The organism is Streptomyces prunicolor NBRC 13075 (assembly GCF_000367365.1).
Classification (GTDB): Bacteria; Actinomycetota; Actinomycetes; order Streptomycetales; family Streptomycetaceae; genus Streptomyces; species Streptomyces prunicolor.
Genome location: NZ_BARF01000008.1, coordinates 36,247 through 55,338, shown reverse-complemented (window position 1 = coordinate 55,338; position 19,092 = coordinate 36,247). Strand labels below are relative to the sequence as shown.

Below are 19,092 nucleotides of genomic sequence, written 5' to 3'. Positions count from 1 at the left end.
GGAGGAGACGAGGACGGGCAGAGGGGAAGCAGGGGATGGAAGGAGGGGGACGCATGGAACGTGGGAGGGGACGGGCGAAGTTGCGGGGCCTGTGTCTCGTAGCGGGGCCGGTGTTGATGGCTCTCGCCGGGGCGGCTCCGGCCCACGCCCAGGCCTTCGGGACGGATCAGGCGTGGCCCCGGGCCATGGAGCAGGCTCAGGTCTCGGCTCAGGACCCGCTCCGAGACATCCCGGATCTGGCGCTGGTCGTGACGGGTGACTCGGGCCGAACGGAGACGTGGCGCTCCGGGCAGTCGTCGTTCGCCCGCCTGTGGACGTTGTTGCAGCCGACGTACGCGGGGACGGAGCGGGTGTCGCGGGAATGGGAGACGGGCCGGTATCCGGAGGTGCGGATCACCGTGGTGTGGGGGCTGACCGGGGTCGGGGGCTGGCCTCGGACGAGTCGGGCTCCGGGTGGTGATGTGGCGGTGGAGCGCGAGGACCAGTTGTTCGTGGCCGCGGACGGCACACCGTGGGTGCGGACGGATCCGGCTCCGGAGGTGGCGGACGACGACATCCGCTGGCATCGGGCGCCGCGCGCGGTCTTCGCGCAGCTGGAGCGGGCGGGGGTGCTCGGCGGAACCGACGCCGCCGGCAAGGCAGTTGGGGGTGGGGCTGGATCTGCGGAGCTTGCCGGATGTGCCTGGTGGGCGGCGGCGGGGGTGGCTATCGGGGTCGGCGGCACGCTGCTGATACGCCGCGCGGCGGCCCGGGGTGAGGCCGGACCGCCGCGCGAGGAACCACGACAGGAACTCATCGATCTGTGAGAGTCGCCGATCTTTGACAACTCAAGAGCGTGAGCGTGGGTCAGCCGAGGTCGATCTCCGGGTACAGCGGGAAGCCGGCGACGAGGTCGGTGGCGCGGTGGGAGATCTCGTCCGCGATCTTCGGGTCGAGGATGTGCTGGGCCTTGGAGGGCGCGCCCTTGCTCGTGGTGCCGGGCTCCGTGGTGGTGAGGACGCGGTCGATGAGACCGGCGACCTCGTCCATCTCGGCGGTGCCCAGACCGCGGGTGGTCAGGGCGGGGGTGCCGATGCGGACGCCGGAGGTGTACCAGGCGCCGTTGGGGTCGGCGGGGATGGCGTTGCGGTTGGTGACGATGCCCGAGTCGAGCAGGGCTGCCTCGGCCTGGCGGCCGGTGAGGCCGTAGGAGGAGGCGACGTCGATCAGGCTGAGGTGGTTGTCGGTGCCGCCGGTGACGAGGGTGGCGCCCCGGCGCATCAGGCCGTCGGCCAGCGCGCGGGAGTTGTCGACGATGCGCTGGGCGTAGTCCTGGAAGGAGGGCTGCCTGGCCTCGGCGAGGGCGACGGCCTTGGCGGCCATGACGTGCGGGAGCGGGCCGCCGAGGACCATCGGGCAGCCGCGGTCGACCTGATCCTTGAGGGAGTCGTCGCACAGGACCATGCCGCCGCGCGGGCCGCGCAGGGACTTGTGGGTGGTGGTCGTCACGATCTGCGCGTGCGGGACCGGGTCGAAGTCGCCGGTCAGCACCTTGCCCGCGACCAGGCCGGCGAAGTGCGCCATGTCGACCATCAGGGTCGCCCCGACCTCGTCGGCGATCTCGCGCATGATGCGGAAGTTCACCAGGCGGGGGTAGGCGGAGTAGCCACCGACGATGATCATCGGCTTGAACTCGCGGGCGGAGGCGCGCAGGGCCTCGTAGTCGATGAGGCCGGTGAAGGGGTCGGTGCCGTAGGAGCGCTGGTCGAACATCTTGCCGGAAATGTTGGGGCGGAAGCCGTGGGTGAGGTGACCGCCGGCGTCCAGGGACATGCCGAGCATGCGCTGGTTGCCGAAGGCCTGGCGGAGTTCGGCCCAGTCGGCGTCGGAGAGGTCGTTGACCTGGCGGACGCCCGCCTTCGCGAGGGCCGGGACCTCGACGCGGTCGGCGAGGACCGACCAGAAGGCGACGAGGTTGGCGTCGATACCGGAGTGCGGCTGGACGTAGGCGTGACGGGCGCCGAAGAGTTCGCGCGCGTGCTCGGCGGCGAGGGACTCGACGGTGTCGACGTTGCGACAGCCGGCGTAGAAGCGGCGGCCGATGGTGCCCTCGGCGTACTTGTCGCTGAACCAGTTGCCCATGGCCAGCAGGGTGGCCGGGGAGGCGTAGTTCTCGGAGGCGATCAGCTTGAGCATCTCGCGCTGGTCGGCGACTTCCTGGCCGATGGCGTCGGCGACGCGCGGCTCGACGGCGCGGATCACATCGAGGGCGGCGCGGAAGGCGGTGGATTCATTGGAAAGGGGCGCGGAATTGTCGGGCATGGGGACCTCCGGACGTGGCGTTCGGCGTTCTCGGTACGGCCCAGGCGCACGGCACACAGTCCAGCTCGGGCCGCTCCCCGATGGTCGGTCCCATCCCAGCGCGCCAGTCACGGCCCACCGGTCAGCCTACCGGGCGGGCCGGACGGTGCGGCTCCCGCGTCCACCATGCGGGCGAGGATAGGAAAGGGGCACCCTCACCCCGGGAGACGCCATGACCAGTACGGAAGCCAGTAACGAAGCCAGTACGGAGGCCCTCATCGCCGCCGCCGAGGCGCATACCGCGCACAACTACCACCCGCTTCCGGTGGTCGTCGCCACCGCCGACGGGGCGTGGATGACGGATGTGGAGGGGCGGCGCTATCTGGACTTGCTCGCCGGGTACTCGGCGCTGAACTTCGGGCACGGCAACCCTCGGCTGATCGCGGCGGCGCAGGCGCAATTGGAGCGGGTGACTCTCACCTCGCGGGCGTTCCATCACGACCGGTTCGGCGCGTTCTGCGAGCAGTTGGCCGAGCTGTGCGGCATGGAGCTGGTGCTGCCGATGAACACGGGCGCGGAGGCGGTGGAGACGGCGCTGAAGACGGCCCGGAAGTGGGGGTATCAGGTCAAGGGGGTGCCCGAGGGGAGGGCAAAGATCGTCGTGGCGGGCAACAACTTCCACGGCCGTACGACGACGATCGTCAGCTTCTCGACCGACCCGGAGGCGCGGACGGACTTCGGGCCGTACACGCCGGGCTTCGAGATCGTGCCGTACGGGGACCTCACCGCGATGCGGGCGGCGGTCAGTGAGAACACGGTGGCCGTGCTGTTGGAGCCGATCCAGGGTGAGGCGGGGGTGCTGGTGCCGCCGGCCGGATATCTGGCGGGGGTACGGGAGTTGACGCGGGAGCGGAACGTGCTCTTCATCGCGGATGAGATCCAGTCGGGGCTCGGGCGGACGGGGCGGACGTTCGCGTGCGAGCACGAGGGGGTCGTACCCGACATGTATGTGCTCGGGAAGGCGCTGGGCGGTGGGGTGGTGCCGGTGTCGGCGGTGGTGTCGAGTGCGGAGGTGCTGGGCGTGTTCCGGCCCGGGGAGCACGGGTCGACGTTCGGCGGCAATCCGCTGGCGTGCGCGGTGGCGCTGGAGGTGATCGCGATGCTGCGGTCGGGCGAGTACCAGGCGCGGGCCGCGGAGCTCGGGGAGCATCTGCACCGGGAATTGCGGCAGTTGACGGACACCGGGCGGGTGACGGCGGTGCGTGGGCGGGGGCTGTGGGCCGGGGTCGACATCGCGTCGGCGGTCGGGACGGGGCGGGAGGTCTCGGAGCGGTTGTTGGACCGGGGCGTTCTGGTGAAGGACACCCATGGTCCTACGATCCGGATCGCGCCGCCGCTGATGATCAGCCGGGAGGACCTGGACTGGGGGCTGGGTCAACTCCGGGCGGTGTTGGGGGTGTAGGGCCTGGGGCGTCGGGACCTCGGGGCTGGGACCTCGGGGCTGGGACCTCGGGGCTGGGACCTCGGGGCTGGAGACTGGGTCTGGTGCCCGGGGGCTCGTCCGGGGGATCTCCAGAGATCGGTGAGAGGGTCCGCCCGGGAGGGCCGTGGCGATCTCATCTCCCCTACAGTCACTTTGTGCTCTTTGGAATGGTGTGCGCGCTCGGCGCGGCGGTCTGCTTCGGTACGGCGACGGTGTTGCAGGCGGTTGCCGCCCGGGCGGCCTCGACGGGTGGGGGCGGGGACGCGGCGCTGTTGCTGCGGGCGCTGCGACAGTGGCGGTATCTGGCGGGGCTCGGATTGGACGGTCTGGGGTTCGTGTTCCAGATCGCGGCGCTGCGGTCGTTGCCCATCTACGCGGTCGGGGCGGCCCTGGCATCGAGCCTCGCGGTGACGGCGGTGGTGGCCGCGCGGCTGCTGGGAGTTCGGCTCCGCGGGACGGAGTGGGCGGCCGTCGGGGTGGTCTGCGCGGGGCTGGCGATGCTGGGGCTGGCGTCCGGGGCGGAGGGGCACCGGGACGGGTCCATGGCCTTGAAGTGGGCGATGTTGGGGACGGCGGTGGCGGTGTTGCTGCTCGGGCTGGTCGGCGGGCGACTGCCGGAGCGGGGGCGGGCGTTGACGCTGGGGTTGGGGGCGGGGTTCGGGTTCGGGGTGGTCGAGGTGGCGGTCCGGTTGATCGACTCGCTGTCGCCCTCGACGCTGGTGAGCAATCCGGCGACGTACGCGCTGCTTGTCGGTGGGGGTGCGGCGTTCTTGTTGCTGACGACGGCGTTGCAGCGGGGGTCTGTGACTACGGCGACGGCGGGGTTGGTGATCGGGGAGACGCTCGGGCCGGCGGCGGTGGGGGTGGTGTGGCTCGGAGACCGTACGCGGAGCGGGTTGGAGTGGCTGGCGGTGTTGGGGTTTTTGGTGGCTGTGGCGGGGGCGTTGGCGTTGGCGCGGTTCGGTGAGGTTGCCCCCGGCGGTGAAGCGGTGGAAGGTGCGGGTGAGTTGGGGTGACCGGCCCTGGGGGCTGCGCCCCCGGACCCCCGCTTCGGCCCTGAAGGGGCCTCGTCCTCAAGCGCCGGACGGGCTGGATTGTCGGCCTGCGTTGAAGGGTGCACCCCCTCCGGTGGACCCGGGGCACAGAGGACACCCTCACGGCAGCACCCTGCACAGCGCCTCCACCGCCCCCGCCCACGCATGGTCCGGCGGGGTTCCGTAGCCCACGACCAGCGCGTCCAGAGGAGCGGCGACGGCGTGTTCGTGGCGGTAGAAAGACAGGGTGTGGAGGGCGAGGCCCTGCCAGGCTGCGGCCTGGACCACGGACTGTTCGGTGCCGGGCGGGAGGCTGAGGACGGCGTGGAAGCCGGCCGCGATGCCGGTGGCGTGGACGTCGGGGGCGTGCTGAGCGAGGGCCTCGACCAGGGTGTCCCGGCGGCGGCGGTAGCGCAGGCGGGCGGCGCGGACGTGGCGGTCGTAGGCGCCGGAGGTGATGAACTCGGCGAGGGTCAGTTGATCCAGGACACCGCAGGTGTCGATGCCGCCCTTCGCCTTCGCGATCTCCTCCATCAGTGAAGGGGGCAGGACCATCCAGGCCAGGCGGAGGCCGGGGGCGAGGGATTTGCTGGCGGTGCCGAGGTAGACGACGTGGTTCGGGTCGAGGCCCTGGAGGGCGCCGATCGGCTGGCGGTCGTAGCGGAACTCGCCGTCGTAGTCGTCCTCCAGGACCAGGCCGCCGGTGCGCCGGGCCCAGTCGACGACCGCGGAGCGGCGGTCGTGGTGGAGGGGGACGCCCATGGGGAACTGGTGGGCGGGGGTGAGCAGGACCGCCGGTTCGTCCGTCAACTGTGCCGGGTTCGTGCCCAGTTGGTCGAAGGGGAGCGGGCGGGTGCGCAGACCGGCCTCGGCCAGGATCTGCCAGTGCGCGGTCAGGCCGTAGGACTCCACCGCGATCGCGCGGGAGCCCCGGGCCCGGAGAGCCGTGCCGATCAGCCTCAGGCCGTTCGAGATGCCCGCGCTGATCAGGATGTGCTCGGGGTCGGCGCCTACGCCTCGGGCGCGGGAGAGGTAGGCGGCGAGGGCGGTGCGCAGTTCGACACGGCCGCGTGGGTCGCCGTAGCCGAGGGCCTGGTAGGGGGCGGCGGTGAGGGCGCGGCGGGCGGCCTTGAGCCACTCGGTGCGGGGGAAGGCGGCGAGGTCGGGGGTGCCGGGGACGAGGTCGTAGGTGGGGCGGCTGCGGAGGCGGCGGGGCGGGGTGGTGTCCGTGGGCGGGACGACGGCGCGCTCGGCGACGCGGGTGCCGGAGCCCTGGCGGGCGGTGAGCCAGCCCTCGGCGACCAGGTCGGCGTAGGCGTCGGCGACCGTGTTGCGGGCGATACCGAGGTCGGTGGCGAGGGAGCGGGAGGAGGGCAGCCGGGTGCCGGGGGCGAGGCGGCCGGTGCGGACTGCGTCGCGCAGCGCGTCCGTGAGGCCTCGGCGGACGCCGGTGCCTGTACCGGTGCCTGTACCGGTGCCTGTGCCTGTGCCGGTGCCGGTGCCGGTTGGATCGAGGTGCAGGTCTACGCCCAAAGTGGCCCACGATTTTGCCATGGAAATGGACCATACTCCTGGGCTGCCTGACTTCTAGAGTCGAGGACATGACCACAGCACACGAAGCTCCTTACGCCCCCGAACACAGCCCCCGCCTGGACTGGGCCAAGCACGCACCCGAGGTCTACAAGGCGATGGTCCGGCTCGACGCCGCCGCCCGTCGGGGCCTCGACCCGACGCTGCTCGAACTGGTGAAGATCCGCGCCTCGCAGCTCAACCACTGCGCGTTCTGCCTCGACATGCACACCAAGGACGCGCTCGCGGCGGGCGAGAGCGTGGAGCGGATCATTCAGCTCGGCGCGTGGGAGGAGTCGCGGCACTTCTACACCGAGAAGGAGCTGGCGGCGATCGAGCTGACCGAGGCGGTCACCGTGATCACGGACAGTTTTGTGCCGGACGAGGTGTACGAGCGGGCCGCCGAGCAGTTCGAGGAGGCCGAGCTGGCGCAGCTGATCGCCGCGATCACGGTGATCAACGCGTGGAACCGGTTCGGGGTGAGCACGCGGATGGTGCCGGGGCACTACAAAGCGGGACAACACAAGTGACCGTGCGGACACGGCTGTTGGACCGGGAGGTCGGGCGGGCGCTGTCATCGGTGAGCGCCGCCGCGAAGAGGGGGCTGGGCGATCCCGCGCTCGCCGAGCTCGTCGTGATCCGAGCCTCGCAGCTCAACCACTGCGCGTTCTGCCTGGACATGCATCTGACCGCCGCCCGTGAACTCGGGGTGAGTGAGCGGCAGTTGGACATGATGGCCGCCTGGGAGGAGGCCGAGGGCGTCTTCGATGAGCGGGAGCGGGCCGCGCTCGCGCTGACCGAGGCGGTCACAGTGCTGACGGAGGGATTCGTGCCGGATCAGGTGTATGCGAGAGCCGCCGCGCACTTCGACGAGGGGCAACTCGCCCATCTCATCGGGCTGATCACCGCCATCAACAACTGGAACCGGGTGATGGTCAGCCGTCGTATCGAACCCGGGGGTTATCCGTCTTGAGTGGAGTCGAGGTCTTTCGGAGTCTGCATCGGCGGCGGCTGCTCGGTGATCCGCTGGTGCTGCCCGGGCCCTGGGACGCGGCCAGTGCGCGGGTGTTCGTGGAGGCCGGGTTCGCGGCGCTCGCCACGCCCAGTGCCGGGGTCGCCGCCTCGCTCGGGTACGAGGACGGGGCGGTGCCGGCGGACGAGATGTTCGCGGCGGTCGCGCGGATCGTGCGGGCCGTGGACGTGCCGGTGTCGGCGGATGTCGAGGGCGGGTACGGGCTCGCGCCGAAGGAGCTGGTGGAGCGGCTGCTGGAGGCGGGGGCGGTGGGGTGCAACCTGGAGGACTCCGAGGGTGGGGTGCTCAAGGATCCGCGTCGGCACGCTGATTGGCTGGCGGAGGTGCGGGCGGTGGCGGCGGAGCGGTTGTTCGTCAACGCGCGGGTCGACACCTTCCTGCACGGTGACGGGAACCCCGAACTGGCCATCGAGCGGGCCGCGTTGTACGTCGCGGCGGGTGCCGACTGTGTGTATCCGATCGCGGCTCCGGCTGAGGTGCTGCCGTTGCTGCGGTCCGGTATTCAGGGGCCGGTCAACGCGCTCGCGCGGCTGGACGGCGCGGGCCCCTCGCCCACCGCACTCGGTGAACTCGGGGCCACACGCATCACGTTCGGGCCGGGACTCCAGCGCTGGGCGGCACACGCACTCCTAGGGAGGGCCGCCGAGCTGAAGCCGTGAGCGGTGAACGGTGAAGGGGAAGCAGGGTCAGGACAGCCAGGCCTTCCAGGTGGTGGGATGGTTGTCCACCCACTTCTTCGCCGCGTCCGCCGGGGACATTTTCTGGTCGGCGATCATCAGGGAGACCTCGTTCTGGTCCTCAGTCGTCCACTTGAACTTCTTCAGGAAGGCCGCCGCCTTGCCGCCCTTCTTCGCGAAGTCCGTGTTGAGGTACTTCTGGAGCGGGGTGTGGGGGTAGGCGCAGGCGACCTTGGCGGCGTCGGCGTCACAACCCTCCTTGTAGGCGGGGAGTTCGACCTCCGTCATGGGGACCTTCTTGAAGAGCCACTGGGGTGCGTACCAGTAGGTGAGGAAGGGCTTCTTCTCCTTGGCGAACTGCTTCATCTGGGTGATCTGCGCGGCCTCCGAACCGGCGAACACCACTTGGTAGTTGAGCTTCAGGTTCGTCACCAGGGCCTTGTCGTTGGTGACGTAGGAGGGCGAGCCGTCCATCAACTGGCCCTTGCTGCCGCTCTCGGCGGTGCGGAACAGCGAGGAGTACTTGTTGAGGTTCTTCCAATTGGTGATGTCGGGGTGCTGCTTGACCAGGTAGGTCGGGACGTACCAGCCGATGTGGCCGGTGACCCCGAGGCCGCCCGCGCGGGTGATCGTCTTCTTGTCGTCGACGTAGCGCTTCTCCTGGTCGGGGTGGCCCCAGTCCTCCAGGATCGCGTCGACCCGGCCCTGGCTGAGCGCGTCCCACGCGGGGACCTCGTCGACCTGGACGGTGTCGACGCGGTAGCCGAGCTTGTGCTCCAACAGGTACTGCGCGACAGCCACGTTGGCCTGTGCGCCGACCCAGGACTGGACGGAGAGGGTCACGGTCTTGGCGCCCTGCGCGTTGGCGAAGGGTGAGGCCTGCTTGGTCATGTCGGCGGCGCCGCAGCCCGAGAGCAGGGCGAGGGACGTCACCGCGGCCACTGTGTAAGCCGTACGAACTCGCATGTCACGCTCCCTTCTTGGTGCGGCGTTCCGTCGGTTGGGTCACCCGGTCGAGCATCAGGCCGAGGCAGACGATCGCGGCGCCGGCGACCAGGCCGGTCGCCAAGTCGCCCTGGGCCAGGCCGAATACGGCGTCGTAGCCGAGGGCGCCACCGCCGACCAGGCCGCCGATGATGACGACGGCGAGGACGAGGACCACGCCCTGGTTGACGGCGAGGAGCAACGCCGGGCGGGCGAGCGGGAGTTGGATCTGCCGTAGCTGCTGGGCGCTGGTCGCGCCGAGTGAGCGGGCCGATTCCAGGGCGGCCGGGTCGACCTGGCGCAGGCCCTGGGTGGTGATGCGGACGACGGCGGGGAGGGCGTAGACGACTGCCGCCGCTACGGCCGGGGCGCGGCCTACGCCGAACAGGGCGACGACCGGGATCAGGTACACGAACTGCGGCATGGTCTGGCAGACGTCGAGGACGGGGCGCAGGGCGCGTTCGACGCGGTCGCTGCGGGCGGCGGCGATGCCGGTCGCAAAGCCGAGGACGAGGGTGACGGCCACGGCGGCCAGCACCTGCGACAGCGTGTCCAGGGACGGCTTCCACACCCCGAGTACGCCGATCGCGGCCATGGCGAGGACGGCGGTGAGCGCGGTGCGCCAGGTGCCGATCACCCAGGCGAGGGCGGCGACGATCAGCAGCACCGACCACCACGGCAGCCACTGGAGGCCGTCGCGTACGGGGTCCAGGACCCAGGTGGTGAAGTGGCCGGCCCAGTCGGCGGTGCCGCCGAGGTAGGGGACGCCGGAGTAGAGGTGGGCGGTCATCCAGTCGACGACGCGGTTCACGGGTTCGGCGATGTTCAGGGTCCAGCCGGAGGGCCAGTCCAGGGCGCCGGCGAGCCGGACCACCACTGCTACGGCCACGGTGGCGCCGAGCGCGTACAGCCACGGGCGGAGAGTCGACCCCGGTTCACCTGCTGACTCGTCGGTCTGTTCGCCCGCTGCGGCGGTGACGCGGTCCAGTACGACGGCCAGGAGCACGATCGGGATGCCGGCGGCCAGGGCGGCGCCGACGTCGACGGAGGCGAGGGCCTGGTAGACGCGGTCGCCGAGGCCTCCGGCGCCGATGACGGAGGCGATGACGGCCATGGAGAGGGCCATCATGATCGTCTGGTTGAGGCCGAGGAGGAGCTGCTTGCGGGCCAGCGGGAGCCGGGCGGTCAGCAGGCGTTGGCGTCCGGTGGCGCCCAGGGAGTCGACGGCTTCCAGGACCTCCGGGTCGGCGTTGCGCAGGCCGAGCGTGGTGAGGCGGGCCATGGGCGGGGCGGCGTAGACGACGGTGGCGAGGACGGCGGCGGGGACGCCGATGCCGAAGACCAGGACAACGGGGAGGAGGTAGGCGAAGGCGGGGAGCACCTGCATGGTGTCCAGGACCGGGCGCAGTGCGCGGTCCGTGCGCTCGGAGAGGCCGCCGGCCAGGCCGAGCAGGGCGCCCACGACGACCGAGGTGAGCACCGCGACCACCATCAGCGCGAGGGTCTGCATGGTCGGTACCCACATGCCGAGCAGTCCGCAGGCGAGGAAGGCGACGCCGGTCCCGATCGCGAGGCGTATGCCCGCGACCCGCCAGGCGACGAGGGCGCCGAACGCGGTGACGCCGGCCCAGCCCGCGGCGAGCAGTACCAGGTAGACGGCGCGTACGGAGAGGACGACGGCGTTGCTGATGTAGCCGAAGAAGTACAGGAACAGCGGGGAGCTGTCGCGGTTGTCGATGATCCAGTCGTTGGCCCGGCCCAGCGGACCGGACAGGTCGACGGTGAGGGCCTGCGGCCAACTCCCGCTGGCCCAGTGCGCGTTGGCGAGCGGTACGAGGATCGCGGCTGCGAGCGCGAGCAGCAGGAGTTTGTGCGCGGCCCGGTGCCGGAGGACGCCGGGGAGGGCGAGGCGCGGGGCGGGTGCGGTGACCGTTGCCATCAGACCGCCCCCTTGCCGGTATCGGCGAGCTCCGCCCCTGCCACGACGTCCAGCAGCCGTGCGTGGTCGACCACGCCGAGACAGTGGCCGTCCTCCACGACACAGGCGGGCTTTCCGCTGCGGGACACGACCTTGATGGCCTCGGCGACGACCGCGTCGGCCGCGAGCGCGCCGGGGTGCTCCGAAGCTCCGCAGTCTCCTGGGCGCATCGCCGTACGGACCGTCATGACGTCCGCGCGCGGCACGTCCCGTACGAACTCGCGGACGTAGTCGTCGGCCGGGGAGCCGACGATCTCCTCGGGGGTGCCGAGTTGGACGATGCGGCCGTCGCGCATCAGGGCGATGCGGTCGCCGAGTTTCAGCGCCTCGTTCAGGTCGTGGGTGATGAAGACCATCGTGCGGCCCTCCTCGCGGTGCAGCCGGACGACCTCCTCCTGCATGTCGCGCCGGATCAGCGGGTCGAGGGCGCTGAACGGCTCGTCGAACAGGAGGACTTGGGGGTCGACCGCCAACGCCCGGGCCAGGCCCACGCGTTGACGCTGGCCGCCGGAGAGCTGGCCGGGGCGACGCTGCTCCATACCCTCCAGGCCGACCTTGGTGACGACCTCGGCGGCCCGGCGGCGGCGCTCGGCCTTGCCGATGCCCTGGATCTCCAGGCCGTAGGCGACGTTGTCGAGGACCGTGCGGTGCGGGAGGAGGCCGAAGTGCTGGAAGACCATCGCGGCGCGGTGGCGGCGCAGTTCGCGCAGCCGGGACTTGTCCATGGCGCGGACGTCCTCGCCGTCGATGGCGATGGTGCCGGCGGTGGGTTCGATGAGGCGGGTGAGGCAGCGGACCAGGGTGGACTTGCCGGAGCCGGACAGGCCCATCACCACGAAGACCTCGCCCTTGCGGACGTCGAAGGAGACGTCGCGGACGGCGGCGGTGCAGCCGGTGCGGGTGTGCAGCTCGGCGGCGTCGAGGGCGGTGAGTTCCGGGTCGGCGGGGACCTGGTCGGCCTTCGGGCCGAAGACCTTCCAGAGGCCGTCCACCGAAAATACGGGGTTGCCAGAGGCGCCTGTGCTCATGCTCGTGGTCGCGGAACTGCCGGGCTCATCAAGGCCGTTGGGCGTACTGAGGGTACTCATCACGCACCACCTCCGATCAGGTCAACAGCCCTCTCGCCGACCATGAGCACCCCGATCATCGGGTTCACGGCGGGCATGGTCGGGAAGACGGAGGCATCCGCGATCCGGAGGCCGTCCAGGCCGCGGACCCTCAACTCGGGGTCGACCACGGCCAGTTCGTCGGTGTCGGCGCCCATGCGGCAGGTGCCGGCCGGGTGGTAGACGGTGTGGGCGACCTTGCGGGCGTACTCGCTGAGTTCCGCGTCGCCGAGGATCTCCGGGCCGGGGCACACCTCCCGCTTCAGCCAGCCGGCGAGTGGTTCGGTCTTCGCGATCTCGCGGGCGATGCGGATGCCGTCGACGAGGGTGCGGCCGTCGTAGTCGTCCTCGTCGGTGAAGTACCGGAAGTCCAGGGCGGGTTTGACGGCCGGGTCGGCGCTCTCCAGGTACAGGCGGCCGCGGCTCTTCGGCTTGGGGATGTTCGGGGTCATCGAGACGCCGAACTCGGGGCGTTCGTAGCCGAGCCGCTCGGCGTTGTCCGTGAAGGGGACCTGGTAAAAGTGGAACATCAGGTCCGGGCCCGGGAGTTGGGGGTCGCGGCGCACGAACAGGCCCGCGTCGGAGTCCATCGCGGAGTTCTCCGGGATCGGCCCGTTCGTCTCCCAGACGATCACCGACTCGGGGTGGTCGAGGAGGTTCTCGCCGACGCCCGGGAGGTCGACGGCGACGGGGATTCCGAGCGCTTCGAGGTCCTTGCGGGGGCCGATGCCCGAGTGCAGGAGCAGCCGCGGGGAGTCGACGGCGCCGGCGCACAGGACGACCTCGCGGCGGGCGCGGACGAGGAGTTCCTCACCGTCCTTGGTGCGGACGTGGACGCCTTCCGCGCGGGTGCCGTTCAGCTCCAGGCGGTGGGCCCAAGTCTCAAGGAAAAGGGTGAGGTTGGGGCGCTCGTCCATCACCGGGTGCAGATACGCGACGGACGCGCTGGACCGCTTGTTGTTCTCGGGGTGGTAGGCGAGGTCGAAGAAGCCGACGCCGTCCGTGAACGGGGCCTTGTTGAAGCCCTCGACGCGCGGGACGTCGAGTGCTTCCTGGGCCGCGTCGACGAAGTCGCGGGCGATGGCGTTCCGGTCCTTCTCGTCGACGGGGACGATGTTGTTGAGGAGGCGGGCGTAGTACGCCTCCATCGAGATCGCGCCCCAGCCCTTGGCGCCGGCCGCCTCCCACTCGTCCCAGTCGGACGGCAGCGGCTTGAAGGCGATGAGAGTGTTGTGCGAGGAGCAGCCGCCGAGCACGCGGGCGCGGCTGTGCCGGATGTGGGAGTTGCCGCGCGGCTGCTCGGTGGTCGGGTAGTCGTAGTCCAGCTCGCCGCCGAGGAGGCCCATCCAGCGGCGCAGGGTCAGTACGTCCTCGCGGCCGACGTCGCTGGGGCCGCCTTCGATGACGGCGACGGTGACGTCGGGGTTCTCGGTGAGGCGGGAGGCGATGACGGAGCCTGCCGTTCCGCCGCCGATAACGACGTAGTCGTAGACGTGGGGGTTTTCGGGCATGGGGGTGACTCCAAATGAGGGCCTGGGGCTGTCTTTCAGGTGCGAGTGCGTTGTGGCTGGTCGCGCCCACGCGGCGGAGCCGCATGTCGGCACAGACCCGCGCCCCTAGGTGGGCTGGGGTTGGCGGGGTCAGTAAGTCGACGGGATCAGCCTGCGAACCAGCGGACCGGCCTTGGCGCCAGGTTCTGGTAGACGTGCTTGGCCTCGCGGTACTCGGCGAGTCCGGCGGGGCCGAGTTCCCGGCCCACACCGCTCTTTCCGAAGCCGCCCCACTCCGCCTGCGGGAGGTAGGGGTGGAAGTCGTTGATCCAGACGGTGCCGTGCCGCAGCCGGCCGGCGACGCGGCGCGCGCGGCCCGCGTCGGCGGTCCAGACAGCGCCCGCGAGGCCGTACTCGGTGTCGTTGGCGAGTGCGACCGCCTCGTCCTCGGTGCGGAAGGTCTCGACGGTGAGGACCGGTCCGAAGACCTCTTCGCGTACGACGGTCATCTCGCGGTGGCACTGGTCGAGGACGGTCGGCTCGTAGAAGTAGCCGGTGGCGGGCCGGGTCGCGGTCGGCTCGGGGCGCTTGCCGCCGGAGCGCAGCACCGCGCCCTCGGCGAGCGCGGCGGCGACGTACGACTCGGTCTTGGCGCGCTGCTGTTCGGAGACGAGCGGGCCGCACTCGACGCCGTCCTCGGTGCCGCGGCCGAGGCGGATCTTCTCGGCGCGGCGGGCGAGTTCGGCGACGAAGCGCTCGCGGACGGTTTCCTCGACGATGAGGCGGGCGCCCGCGGAGCAGACCTGGCCGCTGTGGATGAAGGCCGCGTTGAGGGCCTGGTCGACGGCGGTGTCGAAGCCCTCCTCGCTGGCGCAGGCGTCGGCGAAGACGACGTTGGGGTTCTTGCCGCCGAGTTCGAGGGCGACCTTCTTCACGGTCATGGCGGCGGCCTGGGCGACCTTCGTGCCGCTGATGAGGCCGCCGGTGAAGGAGACGAGGTCGACGTCGGGGTGCTCGGCGAGGCGGGCGCCGACCGAGTGGCCGGGGCCGGTGACGATGTTGGCGACACCGGCGGGCAGCCCGGCCTCGACGAGCAGGTCGATCAGGGCGACCGTCGTCAGCGGGGTGATCTCGCTGGGCTTGACGACGAAGGTGTTGCCGGCCGCGAGGGCGGGCGCGATCTTCCAACTCGCCTGGAGCAGAGGGTAGTTCCAGGGGGTGATCAGCGCGCAGACGCCGACGGGCTCGTGTACGACGACGCTGTGGACGTCAGGCGTGCCCGCGTCGACGACTCGGCCGGGGGCCTCGCCCGCGACGAGGTCGGCGAAGTAGCGGAAGGCGTCGGCGACACAGTCGATGTCGACGCGACCCTCCTCTACGGTCTTGCCCGCGTCGCGGCTCTCCAGCAGGCCGAGCTCTTCGCGGTCGCGCACGAGGAGGTCGGCGACGCGGCGCAGGAGCGCGGCGCGCTCGGTGACGGGGGTGCGCGGCCAGGCCCCCTGACCGCCGTCGAAGGCGGCACGGGCGGCGGCCACGGCTATGTCCGTGTCCTTCTCGTCGCCCTCCGCGACCACGGCGAACGGCAGCGCGTCCGCGGGGTCGATGATCTCGCGCGTGGCGCCGGAGACCGCTTCCAGCCACTCGCCGCCCGCGTGGATGGTCTTCCCCGGCTGCTGTTCCGTGTTCTCGGCCATGATCGGTATTGCCTTCCGTTCCTGTTCAGCGTCCCAGCGTCACCTAACTGTCACTCTCGGGGACTGCGTGCGCCTGCCCGGGACGTCCGGATGCATGCGCAATCCATGGCCGAAAGTGGGCCGGGTCACTGAACAGGGGGACAAAAGCCGCTAACGGCGCTTGGCCGACGCGGTTGCCCGAAGGCTGCCGTTGCGTTGCGGTTCAGCGGTTCAGCGGATCGCGGCGCGGAGCCGGTCCTGTGTCTCGTGCATCAGGTCCCGTGCCTTGGCCGCGTGGGTTCCGACCAGGGTGCCGTCCCGTTTGGCGAATTCCCCGCCGACCAGGACCGTCTCCACGTCGGCCGGACCGGCGCCGAGCACGAGCATCGCGACCGGGTCGCCGAAGCCGTCCAGGTGCGGCGAACGCAGGTCGACGATGGTGATGTCGGCCTGTTTGCCGGGGGTGAGCGAACCGGTCTCGTCGGCGAGACCGAGTACCTGGGCGCCGCCGAGCGTGGCCAGCCGCAGCATGTCCCGCTGGTGCAGTGCGACCTCGTGCACGAGGTCGTTGCGGGCGAGGGACTCGGCGTTGGCGCGCGAGCGTTCCGCGGCCAGCGCGAGGCGCATCTCGGAGAACAGGTCGGTCCCGGCGCTGCACACGGTGTCGACCCCGAGTCCGGAGACGATGTCACGTTCCAGAGCTCGCCCGGTGGCCGGGTAGGTGCCGAACTGCATCAGCATGTCCGTGCTCGGGGTGATGGTCACGGTCCCGCCCGAGGCGGCGATCAGGTCCATCTCCTCGTCGGTCAGCTGGTTGGCGTGGATGTAGTTGACGTCCGGGCCGAGCAGCCCGTCCCGGCGCAGCGCGGTGACCGCGTCCGCGGTGCCGGCCATCCCGACGTGGATCGAGATCGGCAGGCCGAGTTCGCGGGCGAAGGCGAAGTCCTGGCGGTTGCGCTCCGGGGAGGTGAAGCACGGTCCGCGCAGCGCCATGCCCATTCGTAGCCGTCCGGTGCCGGTGGCACTGTTGCCGGTGCCGCTGTTGCCGCTGCCGCTGCCGCTGCCGCTGCCGCTGCCGGGGAAATGCTCGTCGCGCATGCGCCGGGCGTCGAGCGGGTGCGGCGGGTTCGGATCGTCGTCGGCCGGACCGGGGCCGCCGTAGAAGAACAGGCCGCGGATTCCGGATTCGCGCAGGCCGCGCAGGTTGGCGTCGGCGTGGTCGGCCGACTGAAGTGCGTGGGCCCAGTCGCCGATCGTGGTGATTCCCGCGTCCAGCGCTTGCATCGCTCCCCACAGGGTGCCGGCGTAGATGTCGGCCGCAGTGTGGTCGAGCGAGATCCCGGTCAGGACGGCCGGTCCGTAGCCGTATCCGGTCATCTGCGGGGTGAACCCGGCGATCGCGCCCTGCCAGACGTGTCGGTGCGTGTCGATCAGGCCCGGGACCACCAGTCGGCCCCGCGCGTCGACGACCTCGGTGTCCGGCCCCGGGCGCAGGCCGACACCGATCTGCGTGATGACACAGTCCCGCACGCGCACATCACCACCGGGCACATCTCCGAGCGCGTCACCGAGCCCGTCGCCGAGCGTGTCGTCGAGCGTCACGACGTGGCCACCGGTGATCAGGATTTCTTTGGACATCGTCGAACTCCGTTTCAGTTGACGCGACTTCGGGGTGACAGGGCCGGTCGTATCGGGACCGCGTCAGACGTACCGGAACCGGGTCGGACGTATCGGAACCGGGTCGGACGTATCGGGACCGGGCAGGGTCATCGCGACGCGCGGATCGAGACGCCGGTGAGCCGGGCGCAGTAGTCGAGCAGGGCGTCCTGGACCTTCGCCTCGGACGCCTTGGCGGGCACGGAGCGCCGCTTCTGGTGGTAGAAGTGCCGGCCGGTGACTCGCGCGGCCTCGTCGTCGCTGACGGCGAGCCACGCCTGGGTGACCGGGCCCTGTGCCAGGTCGTCCGGCGCGCCGGGGCCGCCCATCCTGGTCGCGACCCACCCGGGTTCCACCGAGTTCGACAGCACGTCGGGCCAGTGCCGTGCGACACCGCGCGCGAGCAGGACGTCGAACAGCTTGCTGTCGCTGTACGCCTGGGCCCCGTTCCAGCGCCGATCGGTCCACTGCGCATCCGACAGGTCCGCGTCCCCGCCGCGCGCCATGCCCGAACTGAGGTAGACCAGCCGGTCGGGCCGCGTCATCAGCGCGGTCAGCAGGTAGGGCGCGAGGACATTGACCGTGAACAGCTGGGACAGGCCGTCGACGGTCTCGACGCGGCGCGGCTCGCGGTAGCCGATGCCCGCGTTGTGGATGACGGCGTCGAACCGGCCCGCCGCGTCGGCCTGGGCGGCCACCGACCGGATCCCGTCGAGGGATCCCAGATCACCCACCAGCACGTTCTCGGCGGCGGGCAGGACCGCACGCGTATGCGCGGCCCGCGCGGTGTCGCGAGCGTGCAGGGTCACCGTGTGGCCTTGGCCGATCAGCAGGCGAGCGGCCATCAGGCCGAGGCCGTCGGAGGATCCGGTGATCAGGACGTGAGGCATCGTCGCACCTCCCAGAGGGCGTTCGAGATGTGTGCCGGGTTGTCGAGATGCGCCCCGAGCTATCGACAACCCGGGTTGTCGATCAGAACGCCGGCGACAGGCAGGAACCGGGATCCCGGCCCGCTGTCGCGGCACGTCCACTGTCGATCTGTCGGGGCCGCCCTGTCCAAGACCCTTTACGTCCCCTGCGATGCCCACGGGGCATCAACCATGCCGCGTACCAGGAGAAGGACCGCCGCCGACGCGTCATGCCCAGCGGGCATCACAGAGCGCGAAACAGGTCTTGGACGGCACCCGCGACCAGGCCGCACGGTGGAGTCACACCTGAACGATGAACAGCGAACGATGAACAGCGAGGGACGGCATGAAGATTTTCCTGACGGGCGGATCCGGCTACATCGGCCGGGCCACGATCGCCGAACTGGTGCGACAAGGCCACTCCGTGGAGGCGCTGGCACGCAGCGAGCAGTCCGCACAGGCTGTGACAGCCGCCGGGGCGATCGAGGTGCGCGGCGGACTCACCGACCTTGACGTGCTCAACCACGCGGCCGCCCGCGCCGAGGCGGTGATCCATCTCGCGCAGGCCAGCTCCGCGGACATGGATCTCGCCGCGGCCACGGCCATGCAGGACGGCGTCGGGGCCGGACCCTACGTGCACACCGGCGGCACCTGGGTCTACGGCGACACCGACGGCGTACGGGACGAGACCGCACCGTGGAATCCGCCCGGCGTGGTGGCCTGGCGCAGGTCGGTCGAGGACGCGGTCACGGCACGCGCCGCCGAGGGCGGTCGCCCCGTCGTCGTACAGCCCGGGCTGCTCTACGGAGGCGACAACCGGCTGATCGAACATTTCTTCATCGCCCCGGGTAAAATCAGGGGCGCTGTCCCGTACATAGGCGACGGCGCCAACCACTGGGGCCTCGTGCACATCGACGACATGGCCACGCTCTACGTCGCGGCGCTCTCGGCGAAGCCGGGATCGGTCTACATCGGGGTCGGCGAGGGCCACCCGACGATGAAGCAGGTCGCCGAAGCGGCGGCGCGCGGTGCCGGACTCGACGGCAGGACGGTCTCGATCACACTGGAGCGGGCCCGCACCGAGATGGGGCCCGTCGCGGACGCGTTCGCGCTGGACCAGCGCCTCACCTCGGCCAAGGCCCGTCGCGAACTGGGCTGGGCACCGGCGCACGGCGACCCGCTCGCCCCCTTCGAGCGCGGCTGATCACCCGGAGGAACCGC

Annotated in this window: 16 protein-coding genes and 1 riboswitch; of the genes, 7 read left to right on the top strand and 9 right to left on the bottom strand. The window is 71.0% G+C overall.

All coding sequences use genetic code 11. The annotated features are described in order from the left end of the window. Window positions 1–53: 53 nt before the first annotated feature. A complete protein-coding gene (locus tag SPR02S_RS04205) occupies window positions 54–806 on the top strand; it encodes a hypothetical protein (protein WP_019055675.1) in 753 nt (250 codons plus the stop codon). A 40-nt stretch (window positions 807–846) separates the two neighbouring features. Here SPR02S_RS04205 and SPR02S_RS04200 read toward each other — a convergent pair whose 3' ends face one another. Next, window positions 847–2,301, bottom strand: a complete 1,455-nt coding sequence (locus SPR02S_RS04200) for a glycine hydroxymethyltransferase (RefSeq protein WP_019055674.1) — start codon at window positions 2,299–2,301, stop codon at window positions 847–849. Between the two features lie 31 nt (window positions 2,302–2,332). Beyond that, window positions 2,333–2,422: riboswitch (ZMP/ZTP riboswitch) on the bottom strand. A gap of 90 nt (window positions 2,423–2,512) precedes the next feature. On the opposite strand from SPR02S_RS04200, the gene rocD reads away from it, so the two are divergent. Continuing rightward, the gene (gene rocD, locus SPR02S_RS04195; RefSeq protein WP_019055673.1) at window positions 2,513–3,742 is read left to right on the top strand and encodes an ornithine--oxo-acid transaminase; all 1,230 of its coding nucleotides are present in this window, start codon (window positions 2,513–2,515) and stop codon (window positions 3,740–3,742) included. A 188-nt stretch (window positions 3,743–3,930) separates the two neighbouring features. Then, on the top strand, window positions 3,931–4,779 hold the full coding sequence (locus SPR02S_RS04190; RefSeq protein ID WP_019055672.1) for a hypothetical protein: 849 nt from the start codon (window positions 3,931–3,933) through the stop codon (window positions 4,777–4,779). 138 nt (window positions 4,780–4,917) lie between these two features. Here SPR02S_RS04190 and pdxR read toward each other — a convergent pair whose 3' ends face one another. Beyond that, window positions 4,918–6,351, bottom strand: a complete 1,434-nt coding sequence (gene pdxR, locus SPR02S_RS04185; RefSeq protein WP_026150195.1) for a MocR-like pyridoxine biosynthesis transcription factor PdxR — start codon at window positions 6,349–6,351, stop codon at window positions 4,918–4,920. 47 nt (window positions 6,352–6,398) lie between these two features. Here pdxR and SPR02S_RS04180 point away from each other — a divergent pair, with 47 nt between their 5' ends. The 3 genes from SPR02S_RS04180 to SPR02S_RS04170 are packed head-to-tail and all read left to right on the top strand — an operon-like array spanning window position 6,399 to window position 8,058. Beyond that, entirely contained in the window at window positions 6,399–6,896 is a 498-nt protein-coding gene (locus SPR02S_RS04180; RefSeq protein ID WP_019055670.1) for a carboxymuconolactone decarboxylase family protein, read from the top strand. Continuing rightward, a complete protein-coding gene (locus tag SPR02S_RS04175; RefSeq protein WP_019055669.1) occupies window positions 6,893–7,339 on the top strand; it encodes a carboxymuconolactone decarboxylase family protein in 447 nt (148 codons plus the stop codon). Before SPR02S_RS04180 ends, SPR02S_RS04175 begins: the two co-directional genes overlap by 4 nt. Further along, window positions 7,336–8,058: an isocitrate lyase/PEP mutase family protein gene (locus tag SPR02S_RS04170; RefSeq protein ID WP_026150194.1), complete on the top strand. Its 723-nt coding sequence runs from the start codon at window positions 7,336–7,338 to the stop codon at window positions 8,056–8,058. Before SPR02S_RS04175 ends, SPR02S_RS04170 begins: the two co-directional genes overlap by 4 nt. Before the next feature lie 27 nt (window positions 8,059–8,085). Here the strand turns inward: SPR02S_RS04170 and SPR02S_RS04165 are convergent, their stop codons facing one another. The 7 genes from SPR02S_RS04165 to SPR02S_RS04135 form a co-directional block, all read right to left on the bottom strand. Continuing rightward, complete coding sequence (locus SPR02S_RS04165) at window positions 8,086–9,042, bottom strand: ABC transporter substrate-binding protein (protein WP_026150193.1); 957 nt, start codon at window positions 9,040–9,042, stop codon at window positions 8,086–8,088. A gap of 1 nt (window position 9,043) precedes the next feature. After that, window positions 9,044–10,999 carry an ABC transporter permease gene (locus tag SPR02S_RS04160; RefSeq protein WP_019055666.1) on the bottom strand — a complete coding sequence of 652 codons (1,956 nt, stop codon included), beginning with the start codon at window positions 10,997–10,999 and terminating at the stop codon, window positions 9,044–9,046. Then, on the bottom strand, window positions 10,999–12,066 hold the full coding sequence (locus SPR02S_RS04155; RefSeq protein WP_026150192.1) for a quaternary amine ABC transporter ATP-binding protein: 1,068 nt from the start codon (window positions 12,064–12,066) through the stop codon (window positions 10,999–11,001). Before SPR02S_RS04155 ends, SPR02S_RS04160 begins: the two co-directional genes overlap by 1 nt. Before the next feature lie 59 nt (window positions 12,067–12,125). Beyond that, the gene (locus SPR02S_RS04150) at window positions 12,126–13,655 is read right to left on the bottom strand and encodes a GMC family oxidoreductase (RefSeq protein WP_019055664.1); all 1,530 of its coding nucleotides are present in this window, start codon (window positions 13,653–13,655) and stop codon (window positions 12,126–12,128) included. A gap of 146 nt (window positions 13,656–13,801) precedes the next feature. Further along, window positions 13,802–15,328 (bottom strand): aldehyde dehydrogenase family protein, encoded by a 1,527-nt coding sequence (locus SPR02S_RS04145; protein ID WP_019055663.1) that lies wholly within the window; start codon window positions 15,326–15,328, stop codon window positions 13,802–13,804. 210 nt (window positions 15,329–15,538) lie between these two features. Then, window positions 15,539–16,945 (bottom strand): amidohydrolase family protein, encoded by a 1,407-nt coding sequence (locus SPR02S_RS55085; protein WP_019055662.1) that lies wholly within the window; start codon window positions 16,943–16,945, stop codon window positions 15,539–15,541. Between the two features lie 128 nt (window positions 16,946–17,073). Beyond that, window positions 17,074–17,853, bottom strand: a complete 780-nt coding sequence (locus tag SPR02S_RS04135) for an SDR family NAD(P)-dependent oxidoreductase (RefSeq protein WP_019055661.1) — start codon at window positions 17,851–17,853, stop codon at window positions 17,074–17,076. Window positions 17,854–18,217: 364 nt separating this feature from the next. On the opposite strand from SPR02S_RS04135, the gene SPR02S_RS04130 reads away from it, so the two are divergent. Beyond that, window positions 18,218–19,075 carry an NAD-dependent epimerase/dehydratase family protein gene (locus SPR02S_RS04130; RefSeq protein ID WP_019055660.1) on the top strand — a complete coding sequence of 286 codons (858 nt, stop codon included), beginning with the start codon at window positions 18,218–18,220 and terminating at the stop codon, window positions 19,073–19,075. The last annotated feature ends 17 nt before the right edge of the window (window positions 19,076–19,092 follow it).

Excerpts from the sequence above, each read along its gene's own strand:
- pdxR (WP_026150195.1), bottom strand. The coding sequence starts at position 6,351 with ATGGCAAAATCGTGGGCCACTTTGGGCGTAGACCTGCACCTCGATCCA.
- SPR02S_RS04205 (WP_019055675.1), top strand. The coding sequence starts at position 54 with ATGGAACGTGGGAGGGGACGGGCGAAGTTGCGGGGCCTGTGTCTCGTA.
- SPR02S_RS04165 (WP_026150193.1), bottom strand. The coding sequence starts at position 9,042 with ATGCGAGTTCGTACGGCTTACACAGTGGCCGCGGTGACGTCCCTCGCC.
- SPR02S_RS04150 (WP_019055664.1), bottom strand. The coding sequence starts at position 13,655 with ATGCCCGAAAACCCCCACGTCTACGACTACGTCGTTATCGGCGGCGGA.
- SPR02S_RS04155 (WP_026150192.1), bottom strand. The coding sequence starts at position 12,066 with ATGAGCACAGGCGCCTCTGGCAACCCCGTATTTTCGGTGGACGGCCTC.
- SPR02S_RS04130 (WP_019055660.1), top strand. The coding sequence starts at position 18,218 with ATGAAGATTTTCCTGACGGGCGGATCCGGCTACATCGGCCGGGCCACG.
- SPR02S_RS04200 (WP_019055674.1), bottom strand. The coding sequence starts at position 2,301 with ATGCCCGACAATTCCGCGCCCCTTTCCAATGAATCCACCGCCTTCCGC.
- SPR02S_RS04190 (WP_019055672.1), top strand. The coding sequence starts at position 3,931 with ATGGTGTGCGCGCTCGGCGCGGCGGTCTGCTTCGGTACGGCGACGGTG.
- SPR02S_RS55085 (WP_019055662.1), bottom strand. The coding sequence starts at position 16,945 with ATGTCCAAAGAAATCCTGATCACCGGTGGCCACGTCGTGACGCTCGAC.
- SPR02S_RS04135 (WP_019055661.1), bottom strand. The coding sequence starts at position 17,853 with ATGCCTCACGTCCTGATCACCGGATCCTCCGACGGCCTCGGCCTGATG.
- rocD (WP_019055673.1), top strand. The coding sequence starts at position 2,513 with ATGACCAGTACGGAAGCCAGTAACGAAGCCAGTACGGAGGCCCTCATC.
- SPR02S_RS04160 (WP_019055666.1), bottom strand. The coding sequence starts at position 10,999 with ATGGCAACGGTCACCGCACCCGCCCCGCGCCTCGCCCTCCCCGGCGTC.
- SPR02S_RS04145 (WP_019055663.1), bottom strand. The coding sequence starts at position 15,328 with ATGGCCGAGAACACGGAACAGCAGCCGGGGAAGACCATCCACGCGGGC.
- SPR02S_RS04180 (WP_019055670.1), top strand. The coding sequence starts at position 6,399 with ATGACCACAGCACACGAAGCTCCTTACGCCCCCGAACACAGCCCCCGC.